This window comes from Priestia sp. 179-F W1.4 NHS (assembly GCF_045369295.1).
Classification (GTDB): Bacteria; Bacillota; Bacilli; order Bacillales; family Bacillaceae_H; genus Priestia; species Priestia zanthoxyli.
Genome location: NZ_JBIQFF010000001.1, coordinates 1,007,304 through 1,023,954, shown reverse-complemented (window position 1 = coordinate 1,023,954; position 16,651 = coordinate 1,007,304). Strand labels below are relative to the sequence as shown.

Below are 16,651 nucleotides of genomic sequence, written 5' to 3'. Positions count from 1 at the left end.
AACAAAAAAGACTGTTTCATTTATCGAAACAGTCTTTTCTTTACAGTCGCTTTATTACCATTCGATAGTAATTCATTGTCAGCCAGTAGAAAATGAAATAAATAACCCCGTATACTGCATCCGCTATTAAAACAGGAACGATCAGACTTTCACCGGTTAGATTCGTAATGACCTTCAGCGCAAATAGACTGTGCAAGATGCCAATTACTAAAGGCAAACCAAACGTAAACAGCTGCTGCTTTCGAACGGCGCTCATCATTTGAGACACTGAAAACCCAAGCTTGCGCAGTACTTCAAATCTTTTGCGCTCTTGTTCGGCTTCGGAGATTTGCTTAAAATAAATAATACTGCCCGTTGCCATCAAAAAGACGAGCCCTAAAAATCCTCCAATAAAAATAAACAATCCTTTACTCATTAAGCCTGCCTGAAACACATCATAGTATGAAGTACGGCTTTCTCCAGCTTCTTTTGCGATTTGATGATAGTTCTTAGTAAGTTCATTTTGTTTGTTTCCATCATCGGTATTAAATACGTACACCGCTTGCTTTTTTCCAGCCTTTGAAAGTTTGATAAACGTGTCGTGATTGACTACAAACTGATAGCCGGCACTGTCAGAATCAAGAATGAGCAAAGGCTCGGATTTAACGACTTTTAAAGCAAGCTGTTCTGATTCCTTCAGCTGCACAGCTGCGGTTTTACCTGTACTAGGCTTAAACACTTTTCCTTTTGCCATTGAATCAAAAATAACGGTTTCGTTTGCGCTTAGCGCAGGAACCGAAACGCCATTTTTCCGCACTTCTTCTTCATCTAAAAAGCTGATTTGTTCCCTATCTTTATAGTAGCCCGATGTAATAAATCGAAAATCCGATAAATCAGCGGAATGCTTCACGATATGATAGACATACTGATTTGATTGGATATCTAACTCACGCAGTACATCCATAAAGCCTTGCGCTGCGTTTTTACTGTGCAGCGTATAGTCATAAGGCTGCATGCTTCTGGCATCGGCTTTTGTGTTATAGTACGAGGAATACGTCACACCAACTGCTACAAGTGTAGTAGCCGACAAAATCGTAATTAGGGTTAACACTCGTGCATTTGCTTTAATGCGATACATCATCGTAGAAACGCTTAGCATATTTGCAAACGAATAATATCGGCTTGCATGCTCTCGGTAAAGTCCCATCAGCCACTCAATTGTGGCTTTAAAAAGTAAAAATGTACCGAAAATGACCGAGAACAGTACAACGGCTACAATTAGAAAAAAATTAGGCGTCACAATGTTTCCCGATGAAAGGTAGTACCCATAGCCAACGAGTAAGATACCCAGTCCTCCCACTGCAATTGAGCGTTTCGAATTCATTTTATTTACGCGTTCACTTTTGCTTTCTGCTTGAAACAGATCTAATAGCGTATAGCGGTACATAATAAAATAGCCTTGAAACGAGATAAAAATGGTAACAATCAAAAACACTACGGCTGTTTTTAAAACCGCTTGAAGAGAAAATGTGAGCGTAATAGAAAGCGACAGTCCCATAAGCTTTAGTAAAAACAGCACAAACAGCCTTGAAAACACGGTACCTAGTAAAATACCGACCACCAACGAAAAAATCCCCAGCAGCATATTCTCGTAGAAAATCATTTTCCCAATCGTACGTTTTTCAATACCGACTAAATGATACAGTCCGAGCTCTCTCTTACGCTGTCTGATAAAAAATGAGTTTGTGTACCAAATAAAGACAACAATAAAAGTAAGCAGAACGTAATTTGAAGCATTAAAAATGCCCTGCAGCCTCATCTCTTCTCCAATCACTTTTGAAATCGATTGGTCGTACTGAAGCGTAGCAAACACATAGTACACAACAATACTAAAAATCATTGAAAAGAAATAAAGGCTGTACCGACTAATGTTTTTGCGCATATTCTTTTTAACAAGATCAAATACGGTCATAGCCTTCACCGCCTAATGCGCCTTGAATGTTCATAATTCGTTTGAAAAATTCTTGTCTCGTTTGTTCACCTTTAAACAGCTCCGTGTAAATTTGTCCGTCTTTAATAAACAGCACGCGGCTGCAGTAGCTTGAAGCCAGCGGATCATGCGTCACCATAATAATGGTGGCACGGTCTTCTTGATTTAACTGGGACATCTTTTCAAGCAGGCTTGAAGCGGCCTTGGAATCAAGAGCTCCGGTAGGTTCATCGGCGAAAATAACGGCTGAATTCGTAATCATTGCTCTCGCTGCTGCAACGCGCTGTTTTTGTCCGCCAGAAATCTCATACGGGTACTTACCCGCCAGCTCATAGATGCCTAGTCGCGTTGCGGTGTCTTTCAGCTTCGCTTCCATTTCTTTCTTAGACATTTTTGTAACCGTAAGCGGCAGAAGAATATTTTCTTTTACTGTTAACGTATCCAGTAAATTATAATCTTGAAAAATAAATCCTAGATGATTGCGTCTGAAAGCAGACAGCTTCTTATCTTTCATGAGCGCTACGTTTTCTCCTTGAATCCATACCTCGCCGTCGGTGGGACGGTCAATCGTTGAAAGAATGTTCATCAGCGTCGTTTTTCCCGCTCCAGATGGTCCCATAATACCGACAAACTCTCCTTCTTCGATTGTAAAATCAATTCCTTGTAGCGCTTCGTATACGTTTCCTCTTGATCCAAACGTTTTAGTTACATTTTTCCCTTCAAGGACAATACTCATTCCCCTTCCTCCTTTCGTTCTTTTGTAGGCCACACGCTTTTCACCCGCTGCGGCAGCTCATTTTTTGTTATAATGTCATATTTCCGAACTTCGTTACCTCGAACAAAAAGGTCAATAACCGTTCCTTCTTTTAACTGTTTAATCGTCGTAAACGTTTGAAACGTTGTTTGTCCTTTTTCGTTTATTACTGAAATGGTATATTGAACTCGTCCATAGTCGTCCACTTTTTTTGCTTCTTTTGGGATGATCCCGTATTGATGCTCCGTTGCGGCGTTTTGATAAATCTTTATTCCTCCTATACCTGCCCCTACAACCAAAAGCAGAGCTAAGAGGCTAATCCACTTTCGCTTCATGTACGTTCCCTCCTTGTGTATAGCTCTATCTTACTTCGTAACAAGGAAAGATTCGTTTGAAGCAGATGACAATCTCGGCTTTCAACCTTACATTTTTGAAAGGTTATCAAAAGAATTCGGTTTGTAGAAGGTCAAAATTACCGTGGTTCCTTCGTGTAAAAGCGAATGTACCTCTATTCGATGGCCAAGAGCATCTGTAATTTTTTTTGAAAAATACAGCCCTAGCCCCGTAGCTCCTTTCGATTTTCTTCCGACATTTCCTGTAAATCCTTTTTCAAATACGCGCGGAAGGTCTTGTGGTAGAATGCCCTCCCCTTGGTCAACGATAAATAACTTCACATACTTCGGCGTTTCTTCACTAAAAAAAGAAAGCTTTCCTTCTAGAGGGCTATATTTAATTGCATTGGATAACACTTGCCTCACAACAAACTGCATCCACTTTGGGTCAGTGTGCACTAACGTATCTAGATTCTTTTCATCAATATGCAGTCTTTTCTCAATACACCATTTCGAGAAATACGCAACGCTTGGAAAAACAAGTTCGCTTAGCGACACTGCCTGCACCTGGTAATCTTTTTCTAAGTGACGCAGACGTGCGGCATATAAATTCTGATCTACTAACCCATCAATTTTCATCCATTCATCTTCAATCTCCTTAAGCCAAGGCCATTTATAAAGCTCTGTACGACGAGCGTTAATAAGCAGCTTCATAGCAGTAAGCGGCGTTTTGATTTCGTGAACCCACGTCGTTATATATTCCTCTTGCTCTCGCTGCTGTACGTGAAGAGCGTGAGTTTGTCTGCGATACACACGATCTATACGCTGCAGCAGACTCAGCATGTCTTCATCTGCTTTCGTTCGCACGTATGAATGCATTTCTTGTAAATCGTACGCGTCATTCTGCAGCATTAAACTTAATCTTTTTATAAATCTTCTTTCTTTTACTCCTCTCCATAAAAGAAATAGAATTAGCATACACAGCGTTAATAGATTCAAATACCAAAACGAAGTGGACGACACCTTAATATCATACTCCAGCAGCAGCAGAGCATCGATTACACTCAGCCATATAAGAACAAATAAAATCCAGCTTAGTCTCTCTCTTAAAAAACTTTTCCACATCTTAATTCACCAAATATCCTTGACCTTTTTTGGTCACGATTTGATCATTCAGCCCGATTTCTTCCAGCTTGGTACGAATGCGTGTGATGTTGACTGAAAGCGTATTGTCACTTACAAATTTCTCATCTTCCCATAATCTTCGCATAAGCTCTTCTCGCGATACAATCTTGCCTCGCTCTTCCAAAAGAAGGCGTAAAATAAAAAATTCATTTTTCGTTAAATGAACTTCTCGATCGTTATAATGCAAACTTCCTTTTTTTAAGTCTAGCACCGCGCCGTTCCACTCGATAACGTCTGAAATCGTGTCTCCATACGAATACGTTCTGCGCAGAAGTGCCTGCACTTTAGCAATAAGAACATCCAAGTTAAACGGCTTTTGGATATAGTCATCCGCCCCAACATTCATTGCCATAACAATGTCCATTGGATGTTCACGAGACGACAGAAATACGATAGGAGTTTTTGAAACTGTACGTATTTGCTGACACCAGTAAAACCCGTCATATACAGGTAAATTCACGTCTAAAATGACCAATTCTGGGCTTTCTGCAATAAATACTTCCATTACCTTTTGAAAATCTTCTACTCCAGCCACTTCAAATGACCACTGTTCGAATTTTTCTTTCACTAATTCATATATTTTGCTATCGTCTTCTACAATTAAAATTTTCATACCTTCACCTCTGTATTCTCCTATGTATTATGTATACCCGACTGTTGAGGGTTTTCTTAAAAGTTCATCTAACCCATTAGCATGACGGCAATTTTCTTAAAAATAAACTTTTTATGTCTGTAAAATGAAGAATGAACGAGTATTATCGTAGTGTAAACTTGTGCATGATACAAGTATCTCTGTTTAAATACTACAAAATAATGACAATATCGTTAATAAGTAATCTTTAAACTCCATTAAATGCTCATTTTTTGTTACTATAGTATATAAGATGAAAACTTAAACTAATTTGACATGTGGATATGTAAAAAGGAGCTAGTTATCAATGAGTGTACCCAACAAATTACGCGACAACGCAATGGTGATGTTAAAAGAAACAAGCCGAACATTTTTTATTCCAATTAGCCACTTGCCGGCAGAATTGCAAGATGCAGTAGGATCTGCTTACTTATGTATGAGGGCAATTGATGAAATTGAAGATCACCCTGAGCTAGAAGCCGGTGTAAAAAGCCGCTTGCTTTACGCCATTAGCGACCTGTTAAAAAAGTCTTTTAACGAAGACGACTACATGGCATTAGTAGGTCCTTATCAAGCTGATTTACCTGACGTAACGCTTCAGCTCGGCAACTGGATTGCGCTTTGTCCGACTGGAGTTGCAGATCAAGTATTAGATGCAACTTCTATTATGGCCAAAGGAATGGCCGATTGGGTAGAAAAAGACTGGCATATTCAAAATGAAGCGGATTTAGATGACTATACGTTCTATGTAGCTGGTCTAGTAGGCGTGATGCTTAACGACATTTGGAAATGGTATGACGGCACGGAGACAGACAAAGAATTAGCCATTGCGTTTGGACGCGGCTTGCAGTCTGTAAATATTCTGCGCAATACCTCGGAAGATTCAGAGCGTGGAGTCAGCTTCTTCCCTAACAACTGGAGCAGAGAAGATATGTTTGCCTATGCTCGCCGCAATCTGTCACTAGGAAAGAAATATTTAGAAGATGTCAAATCGCTTCCGATTCTTCATTTCTGTAAAATTCCGTTAGCGCTTGCCGATGGAACGTTAAACGCCTTAATGAAAGGAAAAGAAAAAATGACGCGTGACGATGTAAATAAAACGGTAAGTGAAGTTGTGGATATGTAAAAGCAAAAGCACGGAGCCCATTGGTTCCGTGCTTTTTATATTTCTACCTGCAGACTTTCATATAAAGCAGTTATTTCCCCTTGAATAATGGGGTAGCGTTTCAGGGTCGGAACACTTGAAAGCTTTGGCGCTCGCTTTTGCTCTGCTGCTGCGGCTAGCTGAGCAAATGTTTCCTGAAGCTCTCGCTTTTCCGTTTCTGACAGCTCATATCCTTCATACGACGCAAGAAGCATATAACCTAACTGCTGCGTAGCGACAACTGCCGGCCACAGTCCTTCAAGCTTGACGGCCGTTTTAGAATATTCTCCAATCACATTATCATAAAGCGCCCGAAGATTAACTAGTTCCCCTTGAAGCTTATTTCTTTCTTGTTTAATTCTTTCTTCATCTTGTTCAGTGCTTAGCATTTCTAAAAATTGTCCTTCTTTTCGAATGACATCTCCAAGTAAATACGGCAGACGAAGCGAAGAAGCTCGTTTAAAAACTAATACCGTACCGACCACTCCAATAACAGAACCAATAACAATATCAATCACTCGAGCGGACGTAAAGTAGCTAATCGCTTTGTCCGGATGACCGCTTTCAGCAATTAAAAGAGCATTCGGTGTGATAAAAAGCGTACCGAGCGCGTAGTTTTTAACAATCACAATTTCAATCGTTGACTGAAGCACAAAGACAATGAGCGCAATGACAATTCCCGTTGGTTCAAGCATGAGAATCCCGGTTCCAATTAAAATACCTAAAATGGTTCCGACAGAGCGTTGAATACCTCGCTGAACCGTTGCACGAACGGTTGCCCCAAGCATCACTCCTGCACACGTGAGAGGAATCCAGTAAGACCTTGGAATGTCTGTCGTGTAGGCAACAGCTGCGGCGATAATCATAATAATTCCGTAGCGCAAAGCGTTTTTAAGTACATACGAACGTTTGTGAAAAGCAGCTTTTAACCGTGTTTTTACGCTGCCTTGTGAAAATTGAATATACTCCGTTTCTTTTAATTCCTTCATTTGAAGAACGTCGTTTACATCTAGTAACAATGTGCGCAGCTCTTCTTTGATGGACAGCTCTTCAATTTCTTCTCGCACGTCTCGAATTTTTTTATGTTTTTTTAACGTGGCCATTTCGGATGCGAACGTTTCAATTACCGCCTGTGCTTTTTTCGAAACAGCCGGATTAAAATCATTCGCAGCGGCCATCACAAAAATAAACAGCCCTTCAGCTTTTTGGTTTAATAAAAACAGGCGGTGAGAAAACGAGGATTTTTTTCGATTAATTTTCGCTTGCTTCATCGCTGTTTCCGCTGCCCGAAGCTCTACAACCGTTTTGTGTTGCTCAGCGTGAAACGATTCCGTGCCAAGTGATCCAACAAATGAAGCTAGCTGCCTATAAGCTTTCGCCACAGCGGCCGTTTCAGGCCCGCGTGGATTAATAAGCCAGCCGCTCATGCTAATACACCAAGATAGTGCTCCTCCTAAAAAAACGAGACCTGCATGCAAAAAAACTGCCTGTAAATTCGGAGCTGGAATGCTTGTACTCACGGCAAATGAAAGAACAAAAAACATCGCGGAAGGTCCCGGAATTTTTAAAGCTCCGAAGATATAAACCGATACGGCTCCAATCACACCAAATAAAATAGTTTTCATCCACTCCACGTCAGCAAATAACGAGCCGAGCGTAAAGCACAGCGTAACGCCAAGCAAAGCTAAAAATAACTTAACGGCACGCTGCGCGTAAGGTTCATCTTTTGTATACAAATATGTAAAGCCGCCAATACTTGCAATGAGTCCGTACTGCAAATGATCAAACAAAATTCCTATTAAAATCGGCAAACTTGAAGACAAGCCCGAGCTGATTCCTCTTACCCACGGAGAAGAAGCGTGGTTAAAGCGAAAAGCAGCTTTGATTCCCGGCGCTTTTGGAGAAGCCTCAATTTTATGATGAATTTCCGTATGATTATATGTTGGTGACTTTTTGTCATCACTCACCTTGACCTCCTCCTTTCTCTTCATATATCTTTCCTGTTCTTAAAACGAGATAAACCTAAAAAAGCGCTGTTCCTATCCGTATTGTGTTTAGGAACAGCGCTTTTTATCCTTATGAGCAGCGTACAGTAAAAACAAAAAGCAGATGAAACGAATGTCTCATCTGCTTTTTACTAACAGCTCTACTGCTTCTTTTACTAAGTTTTCGGTATTCTCGCCTTTTTCAATGCTTTCTCTTACGCATTGTTCAAGGTTTGTGCTGACAATAACACCCATCGTGCGATCAATTGCGCTTCTGGCTGCTGAGAGCTGTGTCACGATGTCGCGGCAGTCTTTTCCTTCTTCCATCATATTCAAGACGCCTTTTAACTGACCTTCAATTCGTTTCAAGCGATTTTTAACTTGCTTATCATATTCCATCATACTACTACCTCCGCTCATGCATGATTGCGTTTCTTGCTTTTAAGCTATACGCAAGAAGTAAATGTATACACAACTTTATACCTATTAGGGTATGATGTCAAGTAAAGGAAATTGACTCTTTTTTTCACCTAGGACTCACCCACATGCAAATAGACACTTCACACTCCATTTAATCTGAATCGTAAGTAGATAAACATCAGAAAGTATAACTCTCAGAATATTATGGGGGCTTTTTACATCTTACAGACAAGACAAAATGATCATTTTTACATAATTGTTAATACTTGTTTACACCGTATTTATTGTCCTGTAATCTAAACTTAGCAATCTGAGAGTATAGTTAAGCTGTAAAAACGACTACACTGGAGGTTTGAGATGAGTACATACGGGAAAAAATTAATGGCAAGTCTATTCATTATCATTGCATGCGTTTTAGGGTTTACAGGACATACAGCGTTTTTAGCTCCTGAAAAAACGGAAGCCGAAGTAAACTATGATGCAACGCTTTATTTTCCACTGGACCGATATCCTGAAACGGGTGATCATATTCGCGACGCGATTGCCGCTGGTCACTCTTCCGTTTGCACAATTGATCGCGACGGTGCTGAAGCGAATCGGGAAGAATCGCTGAAAGGATACCCAACAAAAACAGGATATGACCGCGATGAATGGCCAATGGCTATGTGCGAAGAAGGCGGAGCGGGAGCTGATATTCGCTATATTTCACCTTCTGATAACCGCGGAGCGGGCTCATGGGTTGGAAATCAATTAGAACAATACCCAGATGGTACACGCGTACAATTTATCGTGCAATAATAGCTGAACAAGCTTTACTTTGAAGAGGTGAAAAGATGAAAACAAAATGGAAAGAACAAGAGCTAACGATGTCATATCATCAGTTTACGCTGTTTCAAAAAGGACAGCCGAAGCCCCATCACGACTGGAGTGATGAAGATATTCAAAAAGGATATGTCGCAGATGATAAAGCCATTTCGTTTGAAGCCGTGTCGAACACAAAAGCCATTGTCGAAGTGTGGGTAAACGAAACTCCAGACGCATCGCAAGCTGAAAAGACGACTCGCCTTCCATTTCACGTCGAAAGCGATGGCATTGAAATCAAAAGCGTCCTATCTGAAGCCTTAAGCTATGATATTCCAAAAGGATATTATTACGTTACATGCCTGACTATTCCTCTTCAAGAAAAAACAAACTCAGGCCTTTATTTAGTGAAGTATTTGCTGCATTTTGAAAGTCAATAAAAAAAGACAACCTACTGTAGACAGTTCAGGTAATATACAACACTAATAACTCATAAAAAGCTCAGAGCGATATATAGCTCTGAGCTTTTTGGTGCAAGATACTAAAATATCCATCCGTTAAAGACCATGCCTAAATTAATAATAAAATGAAAAACTACGGCTGGGTATATGCTTTTCGTCTTTAAAACGACAAATGCATAGAAAAGTCCACCAAAAGAAAAAAGTAAACTTGTTACCACAGGAATTCCTATTGATATGTGCAAGAGACCAAATCCAATACTCGTAATAAAAACAGCATAAAAAGTCGATAGGTTACTTTTTAATTGAGATAACATGATTCCTCTCCAAAGCACCTCTTCTAAAATAGCGTTTATGATTGAGAATACTATACCGTATATGACGAATGATTTTGTATAGCTTATATCTTCAACGAACAATAACGGTACAAAAATTGTAGCCGAACCAATTAGACCAAACAGTAAAAAATACGTTAGTTTAATTGAATGATGTGGCATCACTATACGTTTCTGCCAGTCTGGTAATGATGCAAAAAGAAATACCTTTTGCTTGGACAATAAAATTGAAAGCAATAGTCCACCTATGATAAACAAAAGTAAAACTCTGTTTACAATGATTTTCATCTCTTTAGATAGATCCCATTCAATGAAATAATTGCTTCCTACTTGAAACATACATGTCCCTATTAAAAAGAATAGAAACAGAGAAACAGTTGAACTATATTTAGAGGTTAAAGCGTAGATAAAAAGCAAGCCTATGATGGGCAACATTCCTGCAGCAAATAACTTATAAGAAAAAAGAATAATACCCGAGAAAAATAAACTTATCAAAGAGGTGAGTAATACATTTATTCGTAAATATTGGATATAAAAATCCTCCTTTCACTGTCTTTCTAATTCGTTTTATAGTAGTGGAAACTTAATCAAACAATTTTTATTTTGGCAATGAACAGGAGCTGAATCCATATAAATAAAAAATCGAGGGTAAAACCTTTGCGATTTCACCCTCGATTTTCCGTACTACTACTTCTCCACTTTCTCAGATACTCAAGCCACTGGCCGTTCTCTTTTTATTGTGCTTAGTATTCATAAGTTTCTTTATTTGATATAAACGGGCTGATTTCACCAAGTGAGAACAAGTGCAGCTCATGCATCGCTCTTGTACATGCTGTATAAAATAAATTTCTCTCATATTCATCCTGATAACATTCACTCGAGGCATTGTAAATGATGACTGCATCAAACTCAATTCCTTTTGCTAAGTAGGCTGGCAGGACAAGCATGCCTTTTTCAAATGAACTTGTTTCTTTTGTCAGCAGCCTTGCAGACATCGAATCAGGCAGTGCTTTGAATGCTTCTCGGCTTTCTTCAGCAGTTTTGGCAATCACAGCAATTGTTTTATAGCTTTGCTGCTTCAATTCATTAATTTTGTGTATAATTGCCCCATGCAGATCTTTGACGTTACCTGCAGCCGTCACGGTCGGCTTCGCTCCGTCTCGATTAAACGGATCGATTAAATGGCCGTTTGCCACCATATCCCTTGAAAACTCGACAATTTGACGCGTTGATCGATAGCTTCTTGTAAGAGTCAGCGTTTCTGCTTCTTTCTCTTCGTACAGTTCGCTTGAAAGAATGGTCGGTGCGTTCAAGGCGTGCGCATAAATCGCTTGATTCAAGTCTCCAAGCAGCGTCATTCTAGCATGCGGAAACAGCTCTTTTAAAAACGCCAGCTGAAACGGTGAATAATCTTGTGCTTCATCAATAAACAAATAGCGAATGACAGGATTGGCTTTTCGCCCTTCAATTTGATCTTTTATATACAAGTAAGGCGTTACATCTTCATAAGACAGCCTCATGTTCATAACTCTTTCTACCGTGTTTTTAGCTGTTTCGTCCCATCCTTCTACATGTGAAAAAAGGTGATGTCTTTCAAACAGCTGCATATAGATACGACGAATGTCGATGAATTTAAGCTGCTTGATGGCCTGCTTAATAAATTTCATTTTCTTAGCTACAACGGCTTTGGCTAAATACGCTTGTTCCCGGTCAAAGTCATCAAATGAGCTTTCCGTATAGCCTTCCTTTTTCTGCAGATGCTGATAGGCCTCGACATAATCTTCTTTTTCTAAAAGCTGAATTTCTTCTTGAACCCAATCTTTTTTACGTTCAAGTTTTTCAAGCTGGTTGATGAGCTTAAGCGCCCACTCGGCTACGAGCTGCATTCTGTTAGGAATGGAAATTCCCGTATCAAGCGAATAGAAATAAGATAACAAACGCCGAGCAGATAACACGATTTCGCCGCGAAACTTAATATTTTTAAAAATGATGTCTTTAGTAGACAGCTCTTCGATATACGCATCTACCTGCTTTTTAAATTCACGGCTTGCTTTGTAGCGGATTTCCTGCATTTTTTGTTTTTTTGCCGCAGCATCTTTTTCCGTTAGTAAATATTCAATTTGAACGAACAAATCCTCCACGTCAAACTCGTTTCCTAACCGTCCGTCGGCATATTGCTGAAACGTTGTTTGTTTCATATTGTCTTCTCCAAGCTCCGGAAGAACAGTTGAGACGTAGCTGTTAAAAAGCGGATTTGGCGAAAACAGCATCATGTTTTCTGCAGTCAGCTGCTTTCGGTGATGATAGAGAAGATAAGCCACCCTCTGAAGAGCTGCAGACGTTTTACCGCTCCCTGCTACTCCTTGGACGATCAGCACTTTATTTTTTTCATTTCGAATAATTTGGTTTTGTTCTTTTTGAATGGTCGCTACAATACTTTTCATTTGACTGCTTGCGTTATGTCCGAGCACTTCTTGAAGCAGCTCGTCTCGAATGGTAATTCCTGTATCAAACATGCTTTTAATTACGCTATTTTCGATAATAAACTGACGCTTTAGCTTCATCTCGCCTTTTATCGCTTCACCTGGCGTTTCGTACTGCGCTTTTCCTGGTGAATAATCATAATAAAGACTCGAAATAGGCGCACGCCAATCATAAATTAAAAACTCTTCATCTTTTTGATCCATTAAAGAGCCCACGCCCACATAAATAGCTTCCGCTTCTTTTTCACCATTCTCTATAAAATCAAAACGTCCAAAATAAGGGGATTGCGTTAGCTTTTTTAATGTTTTTAATTGATCATACGCTTGTCTATGGGTAATTTCACGTTCAGCTAAAAGTTCTGCCTGCTGCTTAATGCTCGTAAATGTCTCAATCACGTCATCCGGCTCATCCATATTAACCGTGACATCGTCCCAAAACGTGCTTCGCAAATCGACAATTTCGCCTTTTACGCTTCCTACGCTTTTGCCTATTTTTTCAGCTTTTTGGCTGATTTCTTCGACTACCCAATCAACTCGCTGCTGTTCTTCTGTTAAATTTTTATTTTTCACTTATCCACACCCCTTACACACGTTACCCGATAACAAAACTTGTTACCGGGTAAAAGCGATCATTGTTTATTTTTTCAGAGTCTACATACTTCCCTACTGAGTTCGTAAATCCCTGCTATGTAACCATATTATGTCTTAATTTCCACCGTTAGTATACTGAAAAATAATGAGCTCCACAACAAAAAGGGCTGAGAAAGTCTCAAGCCCCTTATCTTTATAAGTTGTTTCTCTACTTATTAGCTATTACTGTTTCCAAAAAGTTAGCAGATGAATGATGGCTGACACCACTTCTACCCCTTGAAACGCCAGTAAACCTGCTGCTGCCGCTGTAAACAATCCGACTACCGCTTCTTTAAAAATGAATGGCATTGATACCAGCTCCTTTGCTTATTTAAAATAAGTAGATTTGTTATCATTCTACTCCTTTTTTCAGAATTTTCAATACCTTTTTATCAACAAAATAAAATAAAAACGCTTTCACTTTATAAAAATAAAGTGAAAGCGTTTTTTAAGCTTCCTTTTCTAATGCGTTCAGCGCAAACGAATAGTCCAACCCTTTTCCTTTTTGCACAATATGCTGCACTTTACCCATGTTGCATGCTTCTTGCGCACTAACGGTCATACCGTTTGTTAACTTCAGCTGCACAGATTCTTCTGCAATTCGTACGTCGCATGCTAAAGCTAACTCATACCCTCCGCCAAACGTAAAGTTTGTAAGAAGCGCAATCGTTTGTTTGGAGCTGCATGAAATGCGCTGAAAAATCGCTCGAGCTGTTACTGCATGAATCGGCTGATAAAGCCTTCCTGTTTCTTCACGTAGGAAAGAAGTTGTTCTATGATCGCCGTTCATTTTATAGTACTCTCCCATAAATACAATAGATCCAACCGACGCATCGTGCTGCAGCTCATTCATCGTTTCTTGCAGCTCATACATAACTTCACTGTTCAAACGATTAAGCATCGACTGATTCATTCGTACAACCGCCACGTGATTTCTTTTTTCTACTTTGATAAATCTTTTCATCGTTCCTCCGCCCTTTCCCCTGTCGTTCTTTATAAATAAAGCGCTTTCAAAATATTTCGCTTTTTAATAGAAAAGTTATTTTCATAGTTTCATCATACAACAAACTCATAATTATTTCCATTACTTTTTTAATTTTCCGTCAATAATCCCATGAATCATTTCCATGTTTTTATCAAATAAGACGTGCTATAGTATAAACAGCACAAATGCAGCTGAACTCACGGATAAAAGGAGTAATCACTATGAAATACGACTTAACAAAATGGGAGCCTCACGGCTATTCTTGCCCTGTGGAAGCAGCCGTTGATGTAGTCGGAGGCAAATGGAAAAGCGTCATTTTATATCAATTATCGAAGGAACGCCGGCGCTTTAATGAACTGCGCAGACTCATTCCAGGCGTGACGCAGCGAATGCTCACGCTGCAGCTTCGCGAACTTGAGCGCGACGGAATTATCCACCGTGAAGTCTACAAACAAGTTCCGCCTAAAGTAGAATATTATTTAACGCCTTTTGGAGAAACTCTCATTCCTATTATCGAGCTGATGTTTAAATGGGGATATGATCATACCGATAAAATTGCTGAAGCGAGAATTCAGGCAGCGAAAGAGTAAAAAGCACGCAAAGCGTGCTTTTTTTATACATGTTTACGAATCAATAATTCTTCTAACCCGTACACAAACGTGCTTTCAACCGGCTTTAACTCAAATGCCGGGCTCCAGTCCATATGCGGATAGCGGTCAATCAGCTCAGCGAGCATAATCTTTGCTTCGATTCGAGCAAGCGGTGCTCCTAAGCAAAAATGAATCCCTCTTCCAAATGCCATATGCACATTTGGCTTTCGGTCGATTTTAAATACATCCGGGTCTTCAAAGTACTGCGCGTCTCGGTGCGCGGATCCCATCCATGGAATAACGTGTTCCCCCGCTTTTAGTTTTTGACCTGCAAGAGTCACATCTTTTTTTACGATTCGGTGAAGAGCCTGAACGGGTGAACGATAGCGAAGAACTTCTTCGATCGCAGAAGGCAAAAGCTCTTTCTCACGTTTGAGGTGTTCAAAAGAAGCCTTATCTTCCATTAAACAATAAATTGTATTTGAAATTAAGTTCGTAGTTGTTTCGTTTCCTGCAATCAGAAGCAAAATGGAAAACCCGACGATTTCTTCATCCGTTAGCTGCTTCCCTTCTTCTTTTGCTTGAAGAAGCACGGAAATAATATCATCTCCTGGCTGCGTCCGTTTTTCTTCAATGATTCGATAAAAGTAAGTTTCTAACTCATCGTTTGCTTTCATTTTCTCTTGCTGCAATTTTTCGAGCGTTTCACGTTCATTATTCGATGGACCCGCTACGATAATATCCGACCAGTCTTTAAACTGACGCTGATCTTCTATCGGGACGCCTAAAATATCGGCAATTACCATAACCGGAAGCGGATAGGAAAGATGCTCGACTATATCAATATCTTCAAGATGCTCAACTTCTTGTAATAATTCAGCGGTAATACGCGCAATTTTAGGCTCCCATGCTTTCATTGCTTTAGGCGTAAAAGCTTTATTAACAAGCGCTCTCATTTCAGCATGCTTAGGCGGATCAATATTAATTAGGCTCGTTCCTAGAGCAGTTTGTCTTTGGTTTTGTGGAGGTCTTCGATCAGAAGAAAAAATATTTTTTTGTTCCAGCACTTCTTTGACCCCGTCATAGTGAAAAACATCCCACACCTGCCTTTCTTCATCCCATTGCACAGGCGCGCTGTTTCTCATCTCTTCATACCATGAAAAAGGATTAAAGCGCTCTTCTTTTGTTTGAATCGTATTCACTTGACGGACGATTCCGTTTTCTCTTTCGGTTTTCATGTTAAAACCTCCCCGTATCGTTCAAATAGAATGACTGTGTAGTCATCTATGACCAAATAGTACCATATATACGAATTTTCTTAAAAAGGATAGCTGTATATTTTAGTAAAAATGAATCGATAGAAGGATATTTTTTACAAAAAAGGGTAGGCGCATAGCGCCTACCTTTTTAAGAATAATGTTCTTCTGGTTTTTGTAATCGGTTGTCTAACGCGTACGCGCCGCTTCCTGCTAGAATCATATGAAGCGAAACGACAAAAAGGGCAACCTCAAGCTCATAGCCACCTGTAAAACCAGCACCGCTTTTCGCTGTAAAAATAGCGCCAATCATCACAATCGCAAACAGAACACCTATTAAACGCGTTTGAAACCCAAGAATCATAGCGGCTCCCCCTACGAATTCAATAACCGCAACCGCATAAGCGAAAAACGCAGGAATGCCCATGCTGTGGAAAAAACCGACCGTATTATCAATACCGCTTTGGAATTTGCCAAGACCATGAATAAAAAACGTTAGCCCTAACATAAGACGAAGTAAAAACGTTCCAAGCTGATAGCTTTTCATTTCTTTTCCTCCTTTTTTACTTTTGTCTGCACATGTAACAATTTTAGTTACAACTGTGAACAAATTCAAGGGGTTAGAACAGAAAAACAAGATATCAGCAAATTTTCTTATCTCATTTTAAACGTTTTTTTTTGAGAATAAGGCAT

General features: G+C 39.7%; 17 protein-coding genes. 4 read left to right on the top strand and 13 right to left on the bottom strand.

All coding sequences use genetic code 11. The features are described from left to right. Positions 1-40 precede the first annotated feature (40 nt). From ACH0CI_RS05225 to ACH0CI_RS05205, 5 genes are all read right to left on the bottom strand, one after another. On the bottom strand, positions 41-1,951 hold the full coding sequence (locus ACH0CI_RS05225) for an ABC transporter permease (RefSeq protein ID WP_034263844.1): 1,911 nt from the start codon (positions 1,949-1,951) through the stop codon (positions 41-43). Beyond that, complete coding sequence (locus tag ACH0CI_RS05220) at positions 1,938-2,705, bottom strand: ABC transporter ATP-binding protein (RefSeq protein ID WP_406900972.1); 768 nt, start codon at positions 2,703-2,705, stop codon at positions 1,938-1,940. Before ACH0CI_RS05220 ends, ACH0CI_RS05225 begins: the two co-directional genes overlap by 14 nt. Continuing rightward, positions 2,702-3,058 carry a DUF1093 domain-containing protein gene (locus ACH0CI_RS05215; protein ID WP_406900970.1) on the bottom strand — a complete coding sequence of 119 codons (357 nt, stop codon included), beginning with the start codon at positions 3,056-3,058 and terminating at the stop codon, positions 2,702-2,704. Before ACH0CI_RS05215 ends, ACH0CI_RS05220 begins: the two co-directional genes overlap by 4 nt. A gap of 87 nt (positions 3,059-3,145) precedes the next feature. Continuing rightward, positions 3,146-4,180, bottom strand: a complete 1,035-nt coding sequence (locus ACH0CI_RS05210; RefSeq protein ID WP_406900969.1) for a sensor histidine kinase — start codon at positions 4,178-4,180, stop codon at positions 3,146-3,148. A 1-nt stretch (position 4,181) separates the two neighbouring features. Then, a complete protein-coding gene (locus ACH0CI_RS05205) occupies positions 4,182-4,853 on the bottom strand; it encodes a response regulator transcription factor (RefSeq protein ID WP_028414985.1) in 672 nt (223 codons plus the stop codon). A 325-nt stretch (positions 4,854-5,178) separates the two neighbouring features. Here ACH0CI_RS05205 and ACH0CI_RS05200 point away from each other — a divergent pair, with 325 nt between their 5' ends. Then, a complete protein-coding gene (locus ACH0CI_RS05200) occupies positions 5,179-5,997 on the top strand; it encodes a squalene/phytoene synthase family protein (RefSeq protein ID WP_033579942.1) in 819 nt (272 codons plus the stop codon). A 35-nt stretch (positions 5,998-6,032) separates the two neighbouring features. Here ACH0CI_RS05200 and ACH0CI_RS05195 read toward each other — a convergent pair whose 3' ends face one another. Together ACH0CI_RS05195 and ACH0CI_RS05190 are read right to left on the bottom strand one after the other, a co-directional pair. Further along, a complete protein-coding gene (locus tag ACH0CI_RS05195; RefSeq protein ID WP_257041777.1) occupies positions 6,033-7,982 on the bottom strand; it encodes an FUSC family protein in 1,950 nt (649 codons plus the stop codon). 156 nt (positions 7,983-8,138) lie between these two features. Continuing rightward, positions 8,139-8,399, bottom strand: a complete 261-nt coding sequence (locus ACH0CI_RS05190; RefSeq protein WP_335706784.1) for a metal-sensitive transcriptional regulator — start codon at positions 8,397-8,399, stop codon at positions 8,139-8,141. A gap of 378 nt (positions 8,400-8,777) precedes the next feature. Between ACH0CI_RS05190 and ACH0CI_RS05185 the strand changes: the two genes are divergently transcribed. Together ACH0CI_RS05185 and comJ are read left to right on the top strand one after the other, a co-directional pair. Continuing rightward, on the top strand, positions 8,778-9,218 hold the full coding sequence (locus tag ACH0CI_RS05185; RefSeq protein ID WP_335706773.1) for a NucA/NucB deoxyribonuclease domain-containing protein: 441 nt from the start codon (positions 8,778-8,780) through the stop codon (positions 9,216-9,218). Between the two features lie 35 nt (positions 9,219-9,253). Beyond that, positions 9,254-9,661: a competence protein ComJ gene (gene comJ / locus ACH0CI_RS05180; protein WP_033579939.1), complete on the top strand. Its 408-nt coding sequence runs from the start codon at positions 9,254-9,256 to the stop codon at positions 9,659-9,661. 101 nt (positions 9,662-9,762) lie between these two features. On the opposite strand, the gene ACH0CI_RS05175 is transcribed toward comJ, so the two are convergent. The 4 genes from ACH0CI_RS05175 to ACH0CI_RS05160 form a co-directional block, all read right to left on the bottom strand. Further along, positions 9,763-10,353, bottom strand: a complete 591-nt coding sequence (locus ACH0CI_RS05175; protein WP_335706772.1) for a CPBP family intramembrane glutamic endopeptidase — start codon at positions 10,351-10,353, stop codon at positions 9,763-9,765. Between the two features lie 404 nt (positions 10,354-10,757). Further along, positions 10,758-13,067, bottom strand: a complete 2,310-nt coding sequence (gene helD / locus ACH0CI_RS05170) for an RNA polymerase recycling motor HelD (RefSeq protein ID WP_406900967.1) — start codon at positions 13,065-13,067, stop codon at positions 10,758-10,760. A 243-nt stretch (positions 13,068-13,310) separates the two neighbouring features. Beyond that, positions 13,311-13,436, bottom strand: a complete 126-nt coding sequence (locus ACH0CI_RS05165) for a hypothetical protein (protein WP_016765178.1) — start codon at positions 13,434-13,436, stop codon at positions 13,311-13,313. A 139-nt stretch (positions 13,437-13,575) separates the two neighbouring features. Then, positions 13,576-14,091 carry an enoyl-CoA hydratase/isomerase family protein gene (locus tag ACH0CI_RS05160; protein ID WP_406900965.1) on the bottom strand — a complete coding sequence of 172 codons (516 nt, stop codon included), beginning with the start codon at positions 14,089-14,091 and terminating at the stop codon, positions 13,576-13,578. A gap of 242 nt (positions 14,092-14,333) precedes the next feature. Between ACH0CI_RS05160 and ACH0CI_RS05155 the strand changes: the two genes are divergently transcribed. Continuing rightward, a complete protein-coding gene (locus tag ACH0CI_RS05155) occupies positions 14,334-14,702 on the top strand; it encodes a winged helix-turn-helix transcriptional regulator (protein WP_335706769.1) in 369 nt (122 codons plus the stop codon). A 23-nt stretch (positions 14,703-14,725) separates the two neighbouring features. Here the strand turns inward: ACH0CI_RS05155 and ACH0CI_RS05150 are convergent, their stop codons facing one another. Further along, positions 14,726-15,940 (bottom strand): cytochrome P450, encoded by a 1,215-nt coding sequence (locus ACH0CI_RS05150; protein WP_406900963.1) that lies wholly within the window; start codon positions 15,938-15,940, stop codon positions 14,726-14,728. 169 nt (positions 15,941-16,109) lie between these two features. Then, positions 16,110-16,505 carry a DoxX family protein gene (locus ACH0CI_RS05145; RefSeq protein WP_013058570.1) on the bottom strand — a complete coding sequence of 132 codons (396 nt, stop codon included), beginning with the start codon at positions 16,503-16,505 and terminating at the stop codon, positions 16,110-16,112. Positions 16,506-16,651: the final 146 nt, after the last annotated feature.

Coding starts and splice junctions, on each gene's coding strand:
- ACH0CI_RS05200 (WP_033579942.1), top strand. CDS start 5,179: ATGAGTGTACCCAACAAATTACGCGACAACGCAATGGTGATGTTAAAA.
- ACH0CI_RS05175 (WP_335706772.1), bottom strand. CDS start 10,353: ATGTTTCAAGTAGGAAGCAATTATTTCATTGAATGGGATCTATCTAAA.
- comJ (WP_033579939.1), top strand. CDS start 9,254: ATGAAAACAAAATGGAAAGAACAAGAGCTAACGATGTCATATCATCAG.
- ACH0CI_RS05160 (WP_406900965.1), bottom strand. CDS start 14,091: ATGAAAAGATTTATCAAAGTAGAAAAAAGAAATCACGTGGCGGTTGTA.
- ACH0CI_RS05185 (WP_335706773.1), top strand. CDS start 8,778: ATGAGTACATACGGGAAAAAATTAATGGCAAGTCTATTCATTATCATT.
- ACH0CI_RS05205 (WP_028414985.1), bottom strand. CDS start 4,853: ATGAAAATTTTAATTGTAGAAGACGATAGCAAAATATATGAATTAGTG.
- ACH0CI_RS05165 (WP_016765178.1), bottom strand. CDS start 13,436: ATGCCATTCATTTTTAAAGAAGCGGTAGTCGGATTGTTTACAGCGGCA.
- ACH0CI_RS05215 (WP_406900970.1), bottom strand. CDS start 3,058: ATGAAGCGAAAGTGGATTAGCCTCTTAGCTCTGCTTTTGGTTGTAGGG.
- ACH0CI_RS05210 (WP_406900969.1), bottom strand. CDS start 4,180: ATGTGGAAAAGTTTTTTAAGAGAGAGACTAAGCTGGATTTTATTTGTT.
- ACH0CI_RS05155 (WP_335706769.1), top strand. CDS start 14,334: ATGAAATACGACTTAACAAAATGGGAGCCTCACGGCTATTCTTGCCCT.
- ACH0CI_RS05220 (WP_406900972.1), bottom strand. CDS start 2,705: ATGAGTATTGTCCTTGAAGGGAAAAATGTAACTAAAACGTTTGGATCA.
- ACH0CI_RS05190 (WP_335706784.1), bottom strand. CDS start 8,399: ATGGAATATGATAAGCAAGTTAAAAATCGCTTGAAACGAATTGAAGGT.
- ACH0CI_RS05145 (WP_013058570.1), bottom strand. CDS start 16,505: ATGAAAAGCTATCAGCTTGGAACGTTTTTACTTCGTCTTATGTTAGGG.
- ACH0CI_RS05150 (WP_406900963.1), bottom strand. CDS start 15,940: ATGAAAACCGAAAGAGAAAACGGAATCGTCCGTCAAGTGAATACGATT.
- ACH0CI_RS05225 (WP_034263844.1), bottom strand. CDS start 1,951: ATGACCGTATTTGATCTTGTTAAAAAGAATATGCGCAAAAACATTAGT.